Below are 18,209 nucleotides of genomic sequence, written 5' to 3'. Positions count from 1 at the left end.
TTTCTCCAATTTTTCAAGGCGTGTATATGGACGTATTGATGACTGCTTTGCAGCCCGGAGGAGGAATTAAAACCTTCTTTCGGTATATATATGGAAATGAGGTCTTTGATCATTGCACTTTTACTTTGTTTGCGCCTGACCATGGGCTTTCGGAGTATCTCGACAATTCGTTAGGCGAATCGCGCATTCGAGTTATCAATTCGCCAGAAAGGTCTCATCTTTTCGTTAAGGAATTGAGGAAGGTGCTGGGGAAGCGACGTTACGATCTTGTTCACTCACATGGTTTTGGCGCGGGGTTGCTGACTGAGCTTTCAATGACTGGCCTCAAACAACAGCACCTGATGACTGCTCACGATGTCTTTCAGGCATCACAGTTTGGAGGTGTTGCTGGGTCCGTAAAGAAGATCTTTATGGCACTGCTTTTTAAACGGATGAATGCGATCCATACCGTTACGAACGATGCGACAGATAATTTCCATTCATTTTTTCCGAGTGTCCCTGAAAGGTGTCTCCATCCGATCTTGCACGGAGTGGACACGGACTATTTTTCCAGTGGGTCCGGAGTGGACCTCAGGGCTGATTTGGAGCTGGAAGCGGATCTTCCGCTGGTAGGGTTCTTCGGTCGGTTTATGGGTCAGAAGGGCTTCAGAACTTTGGTTGACGCGATCGAACAGCTTAAATTGACCGGGTTTGGACGTCTGCCAAAAGTTCTTACATTCGGCTGGGGGGGGTATATCCGAGAGGATTATCAATACCTCGAGGCTAAGGGGCTTTCTGAGCAGTTCATTCAGATGCCCGGTACCGACAACATGCCGGCCATGATAAAAGCAGTCGATATGGTTGTGATGCCGTCCCGTTGGGAAGCTTGTGGCTTATTGGCAATGGAGGTACTTTCGGCCGGTGTTCCCTTGCTATCTACGGATTGCATCGGTCTGCGAGAGGTGGTTGCGGGCTCGCCCACCCGGATTTTTTCACCTGGTAGCGCTGAAGGGCTCGCAGCCGCGATAAAAGCGGAGATTGCGGACCCGAGCAGAGACCGCTTTCTGGATTATCAGCCAATTGCAGTAGAGCGTTTTCATATTGGTCGCCCTGCTGCTGAGTTACGGGCGCTCTACGACGAGCTGGTTGGCCAAACTCTATGATTCGTACCTTGCTTGTGAACACTGGCTCCAACGTTCTGGTCATGTTCGTAAAGCTGGTCATTACTTTCATTATGACCCCCGTATTTGTCCACAATCTGGGCAAGTACGATTACGGTCTGTGGGAGATGATTGGTGCGGTTATCGGCTATATGGGCATACTTGATCTTGGCCTTCGCCCCGCTATCAGCCGTTATGCCGCCAGGCACCTGGCGGAGAAGGATGAAACCGCGCTTCAGTCTGTCTACATGTCGGCGCTCGCCTTCATGGCACTGGTTGGGGTTCTGCTCTTCGTGTTCTTTTTCTCGTGGGGATATTGGTTTGGCGGTTCGCTGGCGCCGGAGGGTGAGGCCCATCAGAAGTACACGTTGTTTCTGATTATTATTGGCGCCTACCTGCTGATTTCCTTTCCGGGGTACGTGGCAGAAAGCTACCTTGAAGGCTTCCAGAAGTATTATCTGAAAAACAACATTACCATTGTGAACTCGGTGGTTGGCTCGGTACTTTTGTATAGCCTGATTACACCGGAAAACGGATTGGTGCTTTTGGCGGGTATTAATGCCATTGGTCTTACGGTGAAGTATCTGCTGTTTATGTGGATTCTTTCGCGCCCAGCCTACGGTGCCATTCGCGCTCAGTTGGGTATGTTTTCCTGGGTAAGGTTGCGGGAGCTTATCGTATTCGGGTTCAAGTCTTTTGTTCAGGGAATAGCAACCCGTGTTGAGAATGCGACGGACGTTCTGGTTATCGGCTTGATTCTGGGGCCGGCCATGGTGCCGTTTTACAGCATACCGGCAAACCTCACGCAACATATTCGCGGGCTCGGCTGGACGTTAACTCACGCTTTCATGCCCCTGTTCAGTGGGTTAAGTGCCAAAGCGGAGGATGCGATGATCCGGCGGGTATTCCTGGTGTCATCGCGCTATGTGGTTAGTATCTTGATGGCCATGGGTACAGGCGCATTGTTATTGGGGGTTCCCTTTATCAATGTTTGGCTGGGGCCGGAGTTTGGCGAGAAGGCCAAGTACCTTATTGTTTTTCTGGTGATTTTTACCATTCTTCCGTTTATCAATCCGTTTGCTAGCCGCTATCTCACGGCCATAAACAAGCATGGTATTTTTGCCAGACTTACACCCATCGCTGCCATTATGAATATCGGGCTCAGCCTGGTTCTGGTGCATCCATTTGGTCTGGAAGGCGTGGCTTTTGCCTCAGTGGTACCGGGGCTGATCTTTGTACCTTTGTATCTTCGCTATACCTGTAAACATTTGGAGCTCCCAGTTTGGGAATATCTCCGTGTGTCTGTGCTGCCTGCATTTGTACCTGCCGGGATTATGGCATTGATTCTGTTGGGTGTAGGGGAGTATCTGATCTACGATTCCTACGCTGACATTGTTGCCGGTGCACTTCTGAGTAGTCTTGCCTGGCTAGTGGCGTTTTGGTTACTGGTGTTAAACAGGGAAGAGCGAACCTATCTGGGTGTTAGGATTGCTCGCATGGCGGGAAGGAAATAAGGGATGTGTGGTTTTGCCGGATTTGTCAGCAAGGAAAGTGCTGTTGAGCCTGAGCAGGTACTCTCTGGTATGGGGCGGGCTATTGCGCATCGGGGGCCCGATGATGCAGGCCTCTGGCACCACCTCGACCTGGGTGCGGGTCTTGTCCACCGCCGTTTATCGATTCAGGATCTATCCCCCGCTGGCGCCCAGCCAATGGCCTCAGCCAGTGGGCGATATGTCATCGCGTTCAATGGCGAGGTATACAACTTCAGGCAGCTTCACTCGGAACTCGTCAAGCTGGGCTGCCAGTTCCGTGGTCACTCAGACACTGAAGTCATGCTGCATGCTATTGAGCAGTGGGGGTTGGTGCCCAGTTTGGCCAGGTTCTCAGGCATGTTTGCGTTTGCTCTGATTGATCTGCAAGAGAGAACGTTAGTACTTGCACGGGATCGCATGGGCGAAAAGCCCCTTTATTACGGTTATCAGGGCACCGTTCTGTTGTTCGGCTCGGAGTTGAAGGCGCTGCGCGCTCATCCGGCCTGGCAAGGTGGTGTGGACCAACAGGCGTTGGCGTTGTTGTTGCGCCATAACGTCATTCCAGCCCCCTGGAGCATTCACAAAGGTATTTTCAAGTTACCTCCTGCCTCAATGGTGACTTTCCAGCTGAACGCGGGGCACAGCAACCCTTTGCCGGAGCCCGAACGGTACTGGAGACTGGAAGAGTGTTTTGTTGAGAGCCCCCCGGGCAGCTTTGACGACGCCAGTCATCAGTTGGAGTCTCTCCTTGGCGATGTAGTTGAAGATCAGATGGTGTCGGATGTGCCGTTGGGCGCCTTCTTGTCTGGCGGCATTGATTCTTCAACGGTTGTGGCGCTGATGCAGGCAAGGGCAACGCAGCGGGTTAAAACGTTCAGTATCGGGTTTGATGAGGCCGGTTTTAATGAGGCGGAACACGCCGCCGAAGTGGCTCGCCATCTGGGTACCGAGCATACTGAGTTGTACGTTACTCCGAACGATGCACTGGGCCTGGTGCCCAGGCTGCCTGAACTTTACGATGAGCCGTTTGCAGACTCCTCCCAGCTGCCAACTTACCTGGTCAGCGAGATGACACGGAAGCACGTTACGGTGGCTTTGTCCGGAGACGGCGGAGATGAGCTTTTCTGTGGTTATACCCGCTACCCTTCGGTGCTGTCCCGGTGGCAAGGTCGCAACAGTCTCTCCGGCCTTGGAAGGCGAGCTGCGGCCGCCTTGCCGGAATCTCTGTCAGCAGCGGCTATTCGGGCACTTGTTCCCGCTCAACGTGGTCGCTCCGGGCTTGCGATACGCCATCGCCTGAAGGCGGAGCGGGCGTTGGCCCGGTCATCAAGTGTATCCGAGTTCTATCGCCAGTCCGTCTCATTCTGGGCGGAGCCGGAATGTTTCCGACAGGCAGTTCGCGAGCCTACCTATGGATTAACCCGGCCTTTACCTCCCGGGGTTCCGGAAGAGAGTCTGAAAACCCTCATGTGGCGGGATCTTAACTGGTACCTGCCGGATGACATTCTGGTGAAGGTCGACCGGGCCGCGATGGCCTGCAGCCTGGAAACGCGGATTCCCATGCTGGACCCGAAAGTGGTGGCCTTCGCGCTCTCGCTACCGTTGGACTATAACCTGAAAGGCGGGGTAGGAAAGCAGGTGCTTCGCAGTGTGCTGTTCCGGCACGTGCCCCGGGAGCTGGTGGATCGTCCAAAGCAGGGTTTTGCAGTGCCGGTCGGGCACTGGTTGCGTGGCCCACTGAGGCCCTGGGCGGAGTCGCTGCTTGCACCGTCCGTGTTTGGCAAGCAAGAGCTGCTTGATGAGTCTGTTGTAAACGCTTATTGGCAAGAGCACTTGCGGGGAAGGGAAGATTATTCTGCAGAGCTCTGGGGCATCCTGATGTTCCTGGCCTGGTTGGAGCACACTGGTGGCTGAAATCACACCCTACAACGATGAACTGCACCGGACACAGATTCTGGACCTGTTCTCGGATGTCGCTTTCAAGGGCGACATCTGGAGGTACCAGTTTGTTGAGAACCCCGGCGTCGTTAACCGGGGTTTTGATCCAGTCGTCGCTGTTGATCAGGGGCGGGTGATCGGGTTCAACGGGGTCGTGCCCGTGTCCATTACCTGGAGGGGCCAACCTATAGACGCCATGTGGAGTTGTGACTTCAAGGTTCGTTCAGATTATCGGGGCAAAGGCGTAGGTCGGCTGATTAAGGAAGATTTGGCGAAGAAGTCCTCGGTGCTGATGTCCTTCGGCATTAGCCCCGTGGCAGCGATTGTGTTGGAACGCATGGGGTGGCGTGCGAGCCACGACGTGCATTTCCTCAAACGGATATGCAGGCCCCGATCATTCAGGGACGTTGCTTTGATGGTCTATCAGTTTCTTGGCCGGCTTGGCGCGTCTACCGTGCCCAAATCCGGGCATGAATCCCGTGTTCGTGATGAACTCCCCGCACCAGCGGAAGTGGATGGCCTCTGGCAACGGAGTATGGGCGGTTACGATAAAACCGTGGTCCGGGATTGGCGCTACCTGGATTGGCGATACCAGAAACACCCGCTTGCGGAATACAAGTTTATTGAAATTCTCACCCCGGAGGGGCAGCTTGCGGCTATCGGTGTTGTTCGGGTTGACCAGCAACAGGCTCGCCTGGTGGATTACCTTGGGCCAGCCAAGGCGCTGCCGCTCAAGTATTTTCTGGTGAAAACCATGTTATCGACATGGCCCGAGCTGGCTGCCTATTCGGCTATGACCTCCGATGCGGAATTCAAGCAGGCGATGAGGTCTCTGGGCTTCTATCAAGGGCGCGAACAGCCGCGTTTCTTTGTATGGGCCTCGCCGCAAATGGCTGATGGCTCGAATCCTCGGCCGTGCAACCAGGGCTGGTTCATTATGGGCGGCGACTCTGATGGAGAATTGCTGCAGTCGGCCCGGGAATCCTGGAATCATCAAGTTACAAACAGGGACGACGTTTGATGTCGGTAAATAAACCGTTGATCAGCATTATTACACCAACGTACAACCGTGCGGATTTTATCGCTGAGGCTGTTGAAAGCGTGCTCGCCCAGACCTATCCCCATTTCGAGTTTCTGATTGTGGATGATGGTTCTACCGATCATACCGACAAAGTGCTTGAACCTTATCTCAACGATGAGCGCATAAGACTGTTCCGGCAGGAAAACCAGGGCCAGAGCGTGGCGCGGAACGTCGCTTTGGATGATGCAAAAGGGGAGTTCATCTGCTTTTTGGATTCAGACAACTATTGGCCGGCGGCTAAGCTGGAGCAGCAAGTCCGGATTTTTGAACAATACCCGGCTACCGATGTTCTGTACGGCGATAATGTGATTATCAATGAAGCCGGTGAGGAGCTGAGCCGGAACAATATGGCCCGCTACTCTGGCCATATTGCGCCCTACATGGTCAGGGATAATTGTGTGGCCATGAATACAACCATGGCGCGCCGCCGGTGCTTTGACGAGATGGGTGGAATGAGTGGCAAACGCCGGGTGGCCGATGATTACGATCTTTGGCTCCGGTTTTCCGCAAAGTATGAGTTTCGTTATGAGCCGGAGTACTGGGCCTGGTACCGGGTGATGGAGGACCAGATTTCTTCCGATAAAACGCGAAGGTTTCAGGTAAATGAGCAGATCATTCATGACTTCAGGAGGGATTTTCCTGATGCCATGAGTACCCGGGAGTTCAATCAGGGCTTCGCTCATTTCTATATCAGGAAGGGCCGTTATCTGGGAAGTAATGGGCAGAAGCGGGATGGGGTGAGGGAGTTGCTGAAGGCGGTGAAATACTCGCCGGCAGAGTTGAATGTGTGGCGCGCGTTTGCCGCTGTGCTACTGAAATAACAACGTAGATAAACCAGACACGGAAGTAAGGCGATTATGTCATCAAGGCCATTGGTGTCCGTTATTACTCCCACGTTTAACCGGGCAGATTACCTGCCGGTCGCGGTGGAGAGCGTTTTGGCCCAGACCATGCCGGATTTAGAACTGATCGTGATAGACGATGGTTCGACGGATAACACGGCAGCGGTAATGCAACCGTTCCTTGAAGACCCCCGCGTGCGGTACCTTGTACAAGATAATCAGGGCCAGAGTGCTGCACGCAACCGCGGGATTGAGGCTGCAAACGGTGAGTTTATCTGTTTTCTGGACTCGGACAATGCCTGGCTGGCAAGCAAGCTGGACAAAGCGCTTGAGGCATTCAGGGATAACCCCCAGGCCGACATTGTCTACGGCGACTACATCGTTATAGATGCGCAAGGAAAGGAGCAGGGCGTTAACCGGATGAAACGCTATACCGGGCGTATTACCCCCCAGCTAATCCAGGACAACTTCGTGAGCATGAACACCACCATGACTCGCCGGCGCTGTTTTGAGGAAATGGGTGGATTTGATAATGCCGATCGGCTGGCGGAAGACTATGGTCTCTGGTTGCGTTTTTCAACGTGCTATCAATTTTTGTATCTGCCTGAGGTCCTGGGATATTACCGTGTGATGGAGAACCAGATCTCCAGTGACAAAGACAGCCGTTTCATGGCTAACGAGCTTATAATCCGGCATTTCCTCGGCGCTTTTCCTCAGGCACTGAGCCGGCGTGAGGCTCGCCATGGGATGAGCCGGTTCCTGGTGCGTAAAGGGCGATACGAGCTTTCTCAAGGCCGGTATCGAACGGCGCTTAAAGAGCTGGCAAGGGCTGCCACGAACGATCCGTTTTGGTCTGGCCCTTGGCGGCTGGCCATCAAGATGCTGGTGAGCTCCGCGTCTCGGGGGCGAAAATGACGTTTACCGTTCGCAGGCTCTCAGAGGATGAGCTCTTTGGCCTCAAAACGAGCTGGGGAGAGCTGCTTGGCCGCAGCGATGCGGACCCGTTGTTTATGAGCTGGGCATGGCAGGTCTCCTGGTGGGAGACCTGGAGCCAGGCGCTGGAACTGGAACTGCTGTTATTGGGTGTCTACAGCGAGTCTGACGAACTGGTTGGTCTTGCTCCGTTGTATTTGAAGTCGGTCAGAACGCCTGTAGGCTGGCGGGTTCGTCGGCTCCATGTGATTGGTAACGCCTGGAAGCTCGGCCCTACTGTGCGGACCGAGTACGTTGGGCTGATTGTGGATCGCACACATCAAAAGCCTGTGATGAAGCGACTCGCCGATTGTCTGGCCGGGTTCGCCTGGGACGAGATGATTGTGGCGGATGCGTCGCCCAGATCCATGAATTTATTGGAGCCGGCCCTGTCAGAAAGTATGGATATAGCCCGATTGGTCAGGAGTGAAGCGGAAGGTGTCCTGGTTCCAGTTGAATCTGGCTACAGGCGCTGGTTGGAACGACTGGGAAAGAACACCCGCCTGAAGGCGTTCAACCGCCGAGCAGTGTTCGAAAGCGAAGTTGCAGGTGAATATGTTCCCTGGGACGACCCTGAGAGCTTTTTACAGGAGTTGAATCAGTTCCATCGTGAGCGTTGGGGCAAGCCTTGTTTTGACCGGCACGCGGTGCGCTTTCATCTGGCTTTCCTCAGCCGGTTGGGTAATGGCCAATTAGCCAGGCTTTCGGCGCTGACGGCCAAGGGGCAGGTAGTCTCAGTCCTCTACGATGTACAGGCAGGCAATCGTGTATACAATCTGCAGGCGGGCTTTATGGAGAGTTTCCACCCGAAACTATCGCTAGGCACACTGCATTTGGGCTACGCCATCGAAGCCGCATTCAATGATGACACCGTGATTGGATACGATTTACTGGCCGGTTCTGGCAAGAATACGTTCTACAAGAGCCGTTTTCAGGGCGAGCAGGTGGTTTTTACCACGGGGGAGTATGTTCGTTCCCCGGTGTTAAAACTGGCGTATGGTGCCCGGGCCTGTTTGCCCCAACAACTTGTGTCTTCCGTCAATCGATTTTTTCGTCTTTAGGCAGGTGTAGCGATGAGCAGGGAATGGATTCCGAGTCCGCAGGTAGTCAGGCAACTCTGGCCCTTTCTGGCGACCTTCTGCCTTATTGGTCTGGTTACCTTCCCGACGATTGAAGGGATTGTGTCACGCTGGCTTAAACTGGATGAGTCCTACTCTCACGGATTCTTGTTGGCCGCGGTTTCGCTGTTCCTGACTGCCCGGGCAGCAATGATCCATCCGGTTAAAGCCGGCTTTTATCCTTTTTGGCTGGTGCCGTTCATAGCGTGCTTTACGGTGTACTGGCTGGGTGGATTGATTCGCCTTCAGGCATTGCAGCAACTGGTGATGGTGCCCATGTTACTCAGCGCCTTCGCGGTATTGATGGGGTGGCGCCAGGTACGGTGGTTTCTGGTGCCCCTTGGGCTCCTGTTCCTGACCGTTCCGGTCTGGGACTTCCTTTCCTGGACGCTCCAGTTAATCACGGTCGCTGTTAATCAGTTCCTTCTCGGTTTTGCGAACATTGAGTTTGAGGTTGAAGGGGTCTTTGTTTACCTGATTGGTGTTGGCACCTTTGAGGTGGCGCACGGGTGTTCCGGCCTGCGTTATCTGCTGGTTGGGCAGGCGCTCGTACTGATTTACGGAGAGACGTATCTTTCCCGCCTGAGGTCGCGCGTCACCTTGTTCTGCCTCGGGGTCGCGTTTGCGTTGGTTGCGAATTGGATTCGCGTATTCGTTATTATCTATCTGGGTTATGAGACGAACATGCAGTCCAGCCTGATCGATGATCACGACAACTTCGGTTGGTGGGTGTTTGCCGGTACCCTGGTGCCACTCTACTTCATAGCACGACGTCTCGAAATCAAAGACGATTTGGCGATTGCGCAACAGAAGGCTGTGCAGCCGGAAATCATGACTCCGAGCGGAAATCCGGCCGTTGCCGTTGTGGTCATCATGATCGCGGGGTTTGCCACCTGGATTGCGCTGCCAGAGCGGACGTCGGCCGTCAGCGCTCAACCGGCGGCATTGGCCCTGGACCTGAGTGAACATTATGGGCCCGTATTCGGAGCGCAACTGGCGGGCTGGAGACCCCAGATACGCAACCCGGACCGTATGTATGTGCAAACGCTGTTTGACCGGGAAGAGGTCCGGGCGGGGCAGGGTGCTGAGGTGACGTATTATTTTGGGGTATTCACCTATGAATTCCAGAGGCACCGGGCAGAGCTGATTCAGTACAGTAATCGTTTGTACGATCGCGAGGTATGGACGCCTGAGCACTTTTTTCATGTTCCAACCTCGCTGGACATCCCGGTGCAGGGCATTACCTTGCGCAACCGCATGACAGGCCAGAGGATACATCTGGGCTATACCTACCTCGTACAGGGGCGGTGGGAAACCGATCAGTGGCGGGCCAAGCTGGCGCAGGTGTCAGGTTTTTTCAACCACCGTGATGATGCCAGTCTGCTGATTACCGCGGTTAATTGTGAGAACTGCAACGTTGAAGAGGCATTGACGGGTTTTATCGAACGGGCTTTTCCTGAGGCGCTCGCCCGGATTGATCTTGAGGTTGTTCGGCCAGTTCGTTGACGGCCTTTGTGAGACGGCTCAGGAACGCTTGGTGATTCAAAGCGTACCACAGGGTGGCACTGTGGGCTATGCGGTCCAAGTGCTCTGGCGATTCGCTGAGCGCTTTGTCTATGACCTTCTCCAGGCTGCGTTTTGAAACCTTGAACAGGGTGCCCAGCCGGAAAGGCTGGTTTTCCTCTGGCTCTGCAAGATAGCCGCGACACTCTTCAACCAGTTCATTCATCGGTGGGGCATCCGTAGTGACCGTTATGCATCCGTTTGCCAGCGCTTCAGCCAACACCTGCCCGTAACCTTCTACCTCTGATGGCAAAACCGCAAAGCGCGCCTTTTGCCACAGCATTTCTATTTCCTGATCGGTCAGATTGCTTGCGATTTCAATGTTATCGCTGCTGTAGTCCGAAGCTTTCAAGTGTTGGCTGATAACGATCAGTTTCGGCCACTCCGGATGTTGTAGCCAGCAATCCAGTACTGCACGCGTGCCTTTGAATTGGCTGTTGCCGGCTATGTGTATTGCCAGATTAGGGGCTTTATCTGCCAGCCTTGGGGAGGATGCTTTTTCGGTACCGGTAAACCCTAGATACGCCGCATTCGAGTGCAGGCGGGAAAATACTTCAACAGCGTGTCGGGTTTTACATTGAATACGGTCAACAAACCGAAGGTAAGGCAGGCGTGACTCAATAAACCATTCCTGATTGGGGATCAACCAGTGGGATTTGCCACGGTTGAGATAAGATAGCCTGATGTTTTCCAGGTGGATGACCAGATCCGCTCTGGCCTGACGTGGCGGTGTTCTCGCGATGGCTGCGCGAGTGGTGTAGTAAAGATTGCCGACACTACTTGGCAGATATCGGCTTAGCAGTCGATACCGGTAGTGGGATAGCCGGCTTTGCCATTCCGGTGTTGGTGGCAAATGTTCTACCTGACAAGCATGGCCCATGGATGTTATCGCCGACTGGAGAATGTCAGCATCCTTTGCTAACCCGCGCCCACTGCTAGCGTATACGATGAGTATGTCCATGGGTCACCACCAGAAAGAGAAAAGCCCTGCAAAGGCAGGGCTTTAAAGCGTAGCACAGAGTTGCATGTCAGGCTTTTTTACGGCCCTTCATACGCACTGCGATACCGGCCAGGCCGAGGCCCAACAGAGCCAGGGTGCCGGGCTCAGGGACTTTGGAGGCGCGAACCGCAATAACCATGTCATCGTGGTTGTCGTCGCCGATGTAGCCGTCATCCAGACTGATGATAAAGTAATCTTCTTCAACAAAGAACAGGTTGAAGTTGGTGCTGGAACTCGGGCTAGCAGTTCTGAACTGGCCACCGTTGTTGGCGTCGTTCACAATGTCCAGACCGGTTTGGATGGTGAATTTGAAGTCCAGAAGGGCTCCGAGGCCACCAGTGAAAACAGTGCTGAAAGTATCGTCAGGGGTGCTGTTGGTATCGAATACCAAGGTGTTACCCCAGTAGAACTGGTTGTTGTCAGAGGCTTCTTTACCGAGGTAGGTAAAGGTCAGCTTGAACGGATCTGCTGAGGTTGAGGTGAGGTTGTGCCCGAACAACACTGAGTCACCAACGCTATATAGCGGGGCGTCAGCAGTCCAGGTGCCGGCAACGCGGGTTGCGTAATCGTTATCGCCGGGTACGGTTTGCTCGGCGGCTGCGCCGGGGGCATTTCCGTTGGCAACGGCGTCAATGTAGGCTGCCTGTGCGAAACCGGAAAAACCAACTGCGGCTGCCAGTGCGATGCCTTGTGTAAGTTTGTTCATTTGAGTCACTCCTCCAGTGAGTGGTCGAATTTTTACAACACCCTTTAACCAAAGCAGATAGCGTGCCAGATTTTAACTCATTGATTTTAATGCATTAATTATTTCTTTAATCTGGGCGATGTAAATTAATTCGACGATCTGTCTTTTACTGCACACTGTACTGAACCGGATCTGACGGTTCGCTACTCAGTCCGTTGGTGTCAATCACCCTTATAGTGAAGTACCAATCTCCCGAGGAGAGCCCTTCTATCCTTGCTTCAGTTGTGCCCGCTGGAACCTCCAGGATCTGGGGCATGTTTGTTGGCGCTTGGCCGTAGTTGATCAAATACCCGGAGATTTCGCTGAGTGAGATACTGCTGCCGTCTACGCGTGTAAGGGGCGGGGTCCAGGATAGCGTGACACTGCCCGCGCTGGCGCCATTATCAGATGGTTCGCTGGTTACCGGCGCATCCGGTTCAGATACGGTCTCAAGTGTGTACGGGTGAAGTCCTGACTGGTAAGCCTGCAACACGGTAATACCGCTGTCATTAAAGACTTGATCGGCGACAGGTTGTAGCAGCGGTAAGCCGTATCGGAGCTTGTACAGGTCGTCTATGCCGTCGTTGAGTGAGCTGTCGCTGGAGGTGCTATCAAGAGAGAGGGCTTGCACCACGTTTTCCGGGTTAAGACTTTGCCCGGTGGCTGTATCGGATATCACCAGGCTCGCAGAGGCGTCCCATCCTGATTCGAAATATTCCATAGTAACCGCTACGGGTATCTCGGCCGGAAGGCTGGCTGTACTGGTATAGGTGGTGGCGGATTGGTTTTTCCACTGATTGATAACCAGATTGCCATCAAGGAAAAGGCGAACACCGTCATCCGTTCTTGTGGCAAACGTGTATTCGCGCGTGCCTTCCGTGTGCGGTGGAGTAAACCAGCCCTGCCACCGAATACTGAAATTATTATTGGGCATATTGGCAGACGGGCTGCCACTTCCCCAGTTGAAATTAATGGCGGTGTCTCGCTGGGTGTAAACAAAGCTGTCAAAGTTTACGCCTGTGAAATACTGGCCAACGTATCCTGGCTGGTAGGTTGCTTCAGGTGCAGGGAAATCCTCAGGATCCAGTGGGTTTGTGCCCGCCAGGTATTCCTCGAGTACGGAGTATCCGTCTCCATCCAGGTCTCGCGAGGCATCGGTTGGGTCTGTGGGATCAAGGCCGTAAGCGTATTCGTAACCATCGGGAATGCCATCGCCGTCGGTATCTGCAAGGTTGGGATCTGTGCGCGCCCAGAATTCATCCAGTGCTGTAAGCAGGTCTCCGTCGGTATCTGACATCGCATCCGTCGGGTCTGTCGGATCCAGGCCGTAATAGATTTCCCAGTTGTCGTAGAGGCCATCACCATCTTCATCCAGCGGTGGATATTGGGCGTTATACGACAAGCCCTTTTCACCATCGAAAAATCCGAGACGGTAGCCGAGTTCATAGGCTTCTTCGGTGGTCAGTTCCGGTTGGGTGCCCGGGGTTGTCTGCGCAAAACTGTGCAGGAAAGGGCCATCGATCACCTGTTGATTCAGCCCGGGTCCGGACCAGGCCACGGTAAAGTGGTCATCCCAGCCGCCTTCTTTGTGCCTCAGCTCGAAATAGTATTTTTGTCCGGCTTCGAGGTAATGAATGCCTGAGGTTTGCGAGCTGTAGCGAGTGAAATTATCGAGCGGGGTCGCCATGGTTGAGGCGATTCGAACGATATCTTCCGGAGACTGCGAAGGGGAGAGCCAGAGTTGAGTTTCGTCGTCACCTGCAATGTAGAAGGTGTATTCACCCGTTGCGGGGGGTTCTAAATAGCCACGAATCAAGGTGCCGTAATTGTTGGCCCGGTTGGCTGCGCGCCTTAATTGGTTGAGTTCTGTAATTTCGTCAGGTGAGTCCGGGAATTTCTCGGCGTCTATCATGCTTTGAACGTTGTTGCCTGATATGCCATCAAAGTACCAGACGTCGACTTTTCCCGGTTCGCTGACTTCGGGAATGGCAGCAGTGGGTGGTAACTTTTCAATGTCCCGAAACTGCCAACTCTGGCAACCACCGAGAAAAACCACCACTACACCGAGGCCGAGAATCTTCTTGGCAGCCATAACTCACCTTCCTTGCGCAACGATACATTGTGTAAAGTATTGTTGCAGTGTGTTAGGGCTGCCACCGAGTCTTAGGAACGTTTCGCTATCTGCCTACCGCGCTTATAGCGTTAAGCTCTGTCAGGCCTCGTTATCCAGCTTGGTCAGAATTCGCCTGGCGTCGTCATCCCTGCCGGCTGCCCTGTAGGCCTCCACCAGATGCATGGCAATTTCGCGGGAGCCTGGGTCCAGCTCGTGCGCTTTCTCAAGCACGACAAGGCTTTGTTGTTGCTCACCGGATTCAAACAGTATCCAGCCATAGGTATCCACCACCGCTGCGCTGTCGGGGACCAGTTCGTAGGCTTTCCTGGCAGTGTCCAGGGCCCGATTATCACCCGTTTCGTAATACAACCATGCCAGGTTGTTAAGGGCTACCGCATTGGTCGGGCTGAGTGATACCAGCTGTTCGTAACTCGCCTTGGCTTTGTCTTGTTGGCCCGTCTGCTGATGTGCCATGGCCAGGCTGAGCATGATTCTGGTGTTGTTCGGGAACTGCTCCATGGCCTGTTCAAGAGACTCCAGGGCCGCGGTGGGCTGGCCTGCACTACTGAGTGCTCTGGCTCGGACAACTTGCAGCTCTGGGGTGTTTCGTTTGGTGAGTGCGAGCTGATAGAGCTCAGCGGCTTGTTGGTGTTCTCCCTGGCTCTCGTAATAGCTGGCTTCCAGCTGATACGGGCCTGGGGATTCGGGGTTGTGCTGTTTTGCGTCCCTCAGAGCGTCCCTGGCGGCAGCGGTATTGCCATTACGGAATTCGATAGAGGCCACTTTCAGGGCCATGTCTTCGTTATCCGGGAACAAGGTGCGGCCCCGATTGAGTATCTGTAGCGCCCGTTCGGTTTGTCCACGCTGTACCATTTGCGTTGCAATACCGTCGTACACTGTGGCGACCAGTGGCTCGGTGGGAGATGGCGCATCCGCTTGCTGCCGCTCCACCAGCTGGGCAGTGAGTTCGTCGGCTTCGGAGGTGTTGTTCTCAATGAGTGCTGTCTCAAGAAGAATCAGGCGCGGCCCTGCCGCTTCCGGGTTGTCCTCGCGTATGCTTCGCATCAACTCGGTTAGGTCGTCTCTGGGCAGGAGGTTGGCAATTGCTTGCAGTGCTCCGCGGTTGTCGGGCGCCAGCCTTACGGCCTGAGTATAGAGTTCTCGGGCGGTGTCATTATCATCGCGCAACCGGGCCAGGTTACCGAGCCCTACCAGAGGCGTCGGGTTGTCGGGTGCCGCTTTGTGTGCCTGCTCGAAGAACTTCCGGGCGTTGTCCATGTTCCCGGTATTGCCGGCCAGGTTGCCTTTTGCAATCAAAGCGGCCACGTTGGCCGGCTCTTTGCTTAACAGGTCGTCCAAGGCCTTATGTGCGGCGTCGGGATTGCCCGAGGCCATCTGCGCCTGGCTCACTAGTATCGTGGCCTGGGTCGATTCAGGAGCCTCTGCTGGAATCTGGCGCGCCTGGCGGATGGCGGCCTCGTAGTCCTCGCGCTGGGCAAGGTAGGTGGCGTAGCGCAGCCGAAGATTGTGGTTATCCGGTTGCAGTTCGAGGGCCCTGTTGATGAGCTGGCGGCCACTCTGGTCGTCACCGCTGGCGAGAGAAGCGATGCCAACCAGAGCCAGAGTTTGTGGGTCGCTGTCGCGATCCTTGAGGTCGTCAAGCAGTGTTTTGGCGCCCTGGGGGTCTCGCATGGAGATTCTGGTTGCGGCCAGAAGCTTGCGAACACCGTCGGTGTCGTTCATCTCCGCGAGGGGTTCCAGCAGGCTGGCGGCTTCTTCAGTGCGGCCCTGCCGGAAACGGATAACGCCCAGCATCAGGGCACTTTGCTGGTGCCCGGGCGCCTGGTTCAGCACTTCCTGTAAAAAGCGAGCAGCGGTATCGAGATCTCCATCGTTATAGGCGGCGGCTGCAGCTTCAAGGTTGCTCTTGATGGTTCCGGGCCCGGACTTGGCAAGGATTTCTTCATAAACAAAGGCTTCTGCTGATTTGCCTTGCTGGCGAAGAACCGTTACCAGAGCTGAGATGGTCTGGTACTTTCGGTAGGTCATCACGTCGTACTGGCCAATCGTTTCCAGTGCGCGGATATAGTTTTGCTCTGCCTCGGCCCATTGTTCCTGTGAGTGGGCGAGTTGTGCTTTCCATAGCCAGATGTCTTCATGGTCAGAATCGATGGTTTCTGCCTGGCTGAGCAGTTCGCGGGCTTTGGCAATGTCGCCCCGGGCGGCGGCGATTCTGGATAATCCGACCGCGGCGGTGACATTCTGATCATTGCGTTGAAGGGCGTCAGTATAGGCTGTCTCGGCCCGACCAAAATCCCCGGCCGATAACCAGGCCTGGCCCCTCAGGTTATCCGCCTTGAGTTCCTGGTCCCGAGAGGGTGAGCTAATCTGATCCAGCGCCTGGACAGCTTCTGCGGTTTTTCCCTGCAATATCCTTGATTCCGCGCGGATTAACGCGGCCTGGTTCATCTGGGGCTGGGTAAGGGCGTCTTCGGACCGGTTCTCCAGGAATTGGTCAAGCTGGCGCTCGGCGTTAACAGCATCTCCTGCGGTCAGCAGGTTGTTGATGATGACGAAGTAGGGATCAACGCGCTCAGGTTGCATCTGGATGGCGCTGCGAGCCTCAATAGTGCTCGCTCTTAACTCCCCCTGGCGTTGGAAGAACCGCGCCTGGTCAAGGTGGCTGATATACTGGATGTCATCCTGTGACATGTCCGGCTCGCTGTTGCAGCCAGTCAGGCTTAACGCGATGGCAGCCGAAAGCAGCGACACTCTTACAACGTTACTGATTTTCATGCCCTGTTCCTTCCTTTTATCGGGGTCTTGTTCTGAATCCGTTGGGGTTGGTCACACACCGCTTGTCGCGGTGGAGGTCTCAATCCGGTATTTGTCTGTGAGGTTATAGAGCGTTGGGCGGGTGACCCCCAGCAGTCTCGAAGCCTGCGCCATATTAAAGTTGCTGGTGGTCAACGCCTGTATGATCGCTTTACGTTCCGCCGCTTCACGAACCTGGCGAAGGTTTAGCTGGTAGTCAGCTTCACAGCCGTCGGCGGGGAGCACCAGGTCGTCTGCGGTAATCCGTTTGCCGTCAGCCATAATGATGGCCCGTTTCACTTTGTTGATCATCTCCCGCACGTTCCCTGGCCATCCATAGGCATTAATGGCCTGTGCAGCGTCTTCGGAGAAACACAGGTTGGGCCGGTCGAGCTGCTTGCCCAGGGTTTTCAGCAACGACTGGGCTATTACCAGAGCATCGCCTTCACGTTCCCGCAGGGCTGGCACATCCAGGGTGATTTCACTGATCCGGTAGTAAAGGTCTTCCCTGAACTCTCCCTGGCTGATCAGGTCCTGAACATTTCTATGGGTCGCGCAGACCACCCGGACGTCTACCGGTATGGGTTTGACTGAACCCACTCTGTCTACCACTCGTTCCTGCAGGAACCGCAACAGTTTTGCTTGCAGGGCCATGGGCATGTCGCCGATCTCATCGAGGAACAGGGTTCCCCCATTGGCGCTTTCAATTTTGCCTTTCTTCGATTGCGTCGCGCCGGTAAACGATCCCTTTTCAAAGCCGAACAGCTCACTTTCCAGAAGGTTCTCCGGGATGGCGGCACAGTTGATGGCGGCAAAGGGTTTGTCAGCCCGGTGGCTGAGATCGTGTAGTGCCCTGGCCAGCAGTTCCTTGCCAGTGCCGGTTTCTCCGGTAATCAGAGTAGTAACGTCTGCAGGGGCGACTTTTTCAACCGTACGGCAGATAGCGAGCATTTCACGGCTGGCGGCAACAATGCCTTTGATGGTGGTGCCGTTGCCCTGGCTGGCCAGTTCACGGTTCTCTCTTTCAAGCTCTGCAAGCCGGAACGCGCGGTTGACCACGAAGGTGAGGATGTCGGCATCCAGCGGTTTCTGGTAGAAATCCGATGCGCCCATGCCAATAGCTTTAACTGCGTTTTCTTTATCTTCCCGGCCGGTCACCACAATGACTTTGGTCATGGGGGCCAGGCGTAAAATGTCTTCCAGAAGCGCAAAGCCCTCGGATGCTCCGCCTGGGTCGGGCGGCAAGCCTAGGTCCAGAGTAATAACTTGGGGTTCAAGGCGCCGAAGGGCCGTGAGAGCGGCCTCACGGTCTGATGCAACAGATACATCAATGTCGTCGCTGAAACACCAGCGCATCTGGCTCTGCAGGCCGG

The 18,209-nt window shown here is 54.7% G+C and carries 13 protein-coding genes; 8 read left to right on the top strand and 5 right to left on the bottom strand.

Going from position 1 to position 18,209, the window contains the following annotated elements:
- The first annotated feature begins 26 nt into the window (after positions 1 to 26).
- The 8 genes from ACZ5Q2_RS14590 to xrt are packed head-to-tail and all read left to right on the top strand — an operon-like array spanning position 27 to position 10,128.
- The gene (locus ACZ5Q2_RS14590) at positions 27 to 1,142 is read left to right on the top strand and encodes a glycosyltransferase family 4 protein (RefSeq protein WP_061331076.1); all 1,116 of its coding nucleotides are present in this window, start codon (positions 27 to 29) and stop codon (positions 1,140 to 1,142) included.
- Entirely contained in the window at positions 1,139 to 2,653 is a 1,515-nt protein-coding gene (locus ACZ5Q2_RS14585; RefSeq protein ID WP_061331077.1) for an oligosaccharide flippase family protein, read from the top strand. Before ACZ5Q2_RS14590 ends, ACZ5Q2_RS14585 begins: the two co-directional genes overlap by 4 nt.
- Before the next feature lie 3 nt (positions 2,654 to 2,656).
- Positions 2,657 to 4,585, top strand: coding sequence for an asparagine synthase (glutamine-hydrolyzing) (gene asnB, locus ACZ5Q2_RS14580; RefSeq protein WP_061331078.1), 1,929 nt, complete (start codon positions 2,657 to 2,659; stop codon positions 4,583 to 4,585).
- Entirely contained in the window at positions 4,578 to 5,630 is a 1,053-nt protein-coding gene (locus ACZ5Q2_RS14575) for a GNAT family protein (RefSeq protein ID WP_061331079.1), read from the top strand. Before asnB ends, ACZ5Q2_RS14575 begins: the two co-directional genes overlap by 8 nt.
- A complete protein-coding gene (locus ACZ5Q2_RS14570) occupies positions 5,630 to 6,511 on the top strand; it encodes a glycosyltransferase family 2 protein (RefSeq protein ID WP_061331080.1) in 882 nt (293 codons plus the stop codon). The genes ACZ5Q2_RS14575 and ACZ5Q2_RS14570 overlap by 1 nt, the downstream gene beginning before the upstream one ends.
- Positions 6,512 to 6,547: 36 nt before the next feature.
- Positions 6,548 to 7,447 (top strand): glycosyltransferase, encoded by a 900-nt coding sequence (locus ACZ5Q2_RS14565; RefSeq protein ID WP_061331081.1) that lies wholly within the window; start codon positions 6,548 to 6,550, stop codon positions 7,445 to 7,447.
- Entirely contained in the window at positions 7,444 to 8,565 is a 1,122-nt protein-coding gene (locus tag ACZ5Q2_RS14560; protein ID WP_432209941.1) for a GNAT family N-acetyltransferase, read from the top strand. The genes ACZ5Q2_RS14565 and ACZ5Q2_RS14560 overlap by 4 nt, the downstream gene beginning before the upstream one ends.
- A 12-nt stretch (positions 8,566 to 8,577) precedes the next feature.
- Entirely contained in the window at positions 8,578 to 10,128 is a 1,551-nt protein-coding gene (gene xrt, locus ACZ5Q2_RS14555) for an exosortase (protein ID WP_061331083.1), read from the top strand.
- Here xrt and ACZ5Q2_RS14550 read toward each other — a convergent pair.
- The 5 genes from ACZ5Q2_RS14550 to prsR all read right to left on the bottom strand — a co-directional run bounded on the left by ACZ5Q2_RS14550 (position 10,061) and on the right by prsR (position 18,192).
- Positions 10,061 to 11,065 (bottom strand): glycosyltransferase, encoded by a 1,005-nt coding sequence (locus ACZ5Q2_RS14550; RefSeq protein WP_432209942.1) that lies wholly within the window; start codon positions 11,063 to 11,065, stop codon positions 10,061 to 10,063. The two genes, xrt and ACZ5Q2_RS14550, sit on opposite strands and share 68 nt — an antisense overlap.
- Positions 11,066 to 11,213: 148 nt before the next feature.
- Positions 11,214 to 11,891, bottom strand: a complete 678-nt coding sequence (locus tag ACZ5Q2_RS14545; RefSeq protein WP_061331085.1) for a PEP-CTERM sorting domain-containing protein — start codon at positions 11,889 to 11,891, stop codon at positions 11,214 to 11,216.
- A gap of 145 nt (positions 11,892 to 12,036) precedes the next feature.
- Positions 12,037 to 14,001, bottom strand: a complete 1,965-nt coding sequence (locus tag ACZ5Q2_RS14540; RefSeq protein ID WP_061331086.1) for a PA14 domain-containing protein — start codon at positions 13,999 to 14,001, stop codon at positions 12,037 to 12,039.
- A 120-nt stretch (positions 14,002 to 14,121) separates the two neighbouring features.
- Complete coding sequence (locus tag ACZ5Q2_RS14535; RefSeq protein ID WP_061331087.1) at positions 14,122 to 16,818, bottom strand: tetratricopeptide repeat protein; 2,697 nt, start codon at positions 16,816 to 16,818, stop codon at positions 14,122 to 14,124.
- 51 nt (positions 16,819 to 16,869) lie between these two features.
- A complete protein-coding gene (gene prsR / locus ACZ5Q2_RS14530; protein ID WP_230713952.1) occupies positions 16,870 to 18,192 on the bottom strand; it encodes a PEP-CTERM-box response regulator transcription factor in 1,323 nt (440 codons plus the stop codon).
- Positions 18,193 to 18,209 lie beyond the last annotated feature (17 nt).

The sequence above is a fragment of the Marinobacter alkaliphilus genome (assembly GCF_055394375.1).
This window is presented reverse-complemented; position numbering and strand designations above follow the sequence as displayed.

What these genes read in the sequence shown, in the direction of transcription:
- xrt (WP_061331083.1), top strand. Translation starts at nt 8,578, where the DNA reads ATGAGCAGGGAATGGATTCCGAGTCCGCAGGTAGTCAGGCAACTCTGG.
- asnB (WP_061331078.1), top strand. Translation starts at nt 2,657, where the DNA reads ATGTGTGGTTTTGCCGGATTTGTCAGCAAGGAAAGTGCTGTTGAGCCT.
- ACZ5Q2_RS14545 (WP_061331085.1), bottom strand. Translation starts at nt 11,891, where the DNA reads ATGAACAAACTTACACAAGGCATCGCACTGGCAGCCGCAGTTGGTTTT.
- ACZ5Q2_RS14565 (WP_061331081.1), top strand. Translation starts at nt 6,548, where the DNA reads ATGTCATCAAGGCCATTGGTGTCCGTTATTACTCCCACGTTTAACCGG.
- ACZ5Q2_RS14590 (WP_061331076.1), top strand. Translation starts at nt 27, where the DNA reads ATGGACGTATTGATGACTGCTTTGCAGCCCGGAGGAGGAATTAAAACC.
- ACZ5Q2_RS14540 (WP_061331086.1), bottom strand. Translation starts at nt 14,001, where the DNA reads ATGGCTGCCAAGAAGATTCTCGGCCTCGGTGTAGTGGTGGTTTTTCTC.
- ACZ5Q2_RS14570 (WP_061331080.1), top strand. Translation starts at nt 5,630, where the DNA reads ATGTCGGTAAATAAACCGTTGATCAGCATTATTACACCAACGTACAAC.
- ACZ5Q2_RS14585 (WP_061331077.1), top strand. Translation starts at nt 1,139, where the DNA reads ATGATTCGTACCTTGCTTGTGAACACTGGCTCCAACGTTCTGGTCATG.
- ACZ5Q2_RS14550 (WP_432209942.1), bottom strand. Translation starts at nt 11,065, where the DNA reads ATGGGCCATGCTTGTCAGGTAGAACATTTGCCACCAACACCGGAATGG.
- ACZ5Q2_RS14535 (WP_061331087.1), bottom strand. Translation starts at nt 16,818, where the DNA reads ATGAAAATCAGTAACGTTGTAAGAGTGTCGCTGCTTTCGGCTGCCATC.
- prsR (WP_230713952.1), bottom strand. Translation starts at nt 18,192, where the DNA reads ATGCGCTGGTGTTTCAGCGACGACATTGATGTATCTGTTGCATCAGAC.
- ACZ5Q2_RS14560 (WP_432209941.1), top strand. Translation starts at nt 7,444, where the DNA reads ATGACGTTTACCGTTCGCAGGCTCTCAGAGGATGAGCTCTTTGGCCTC.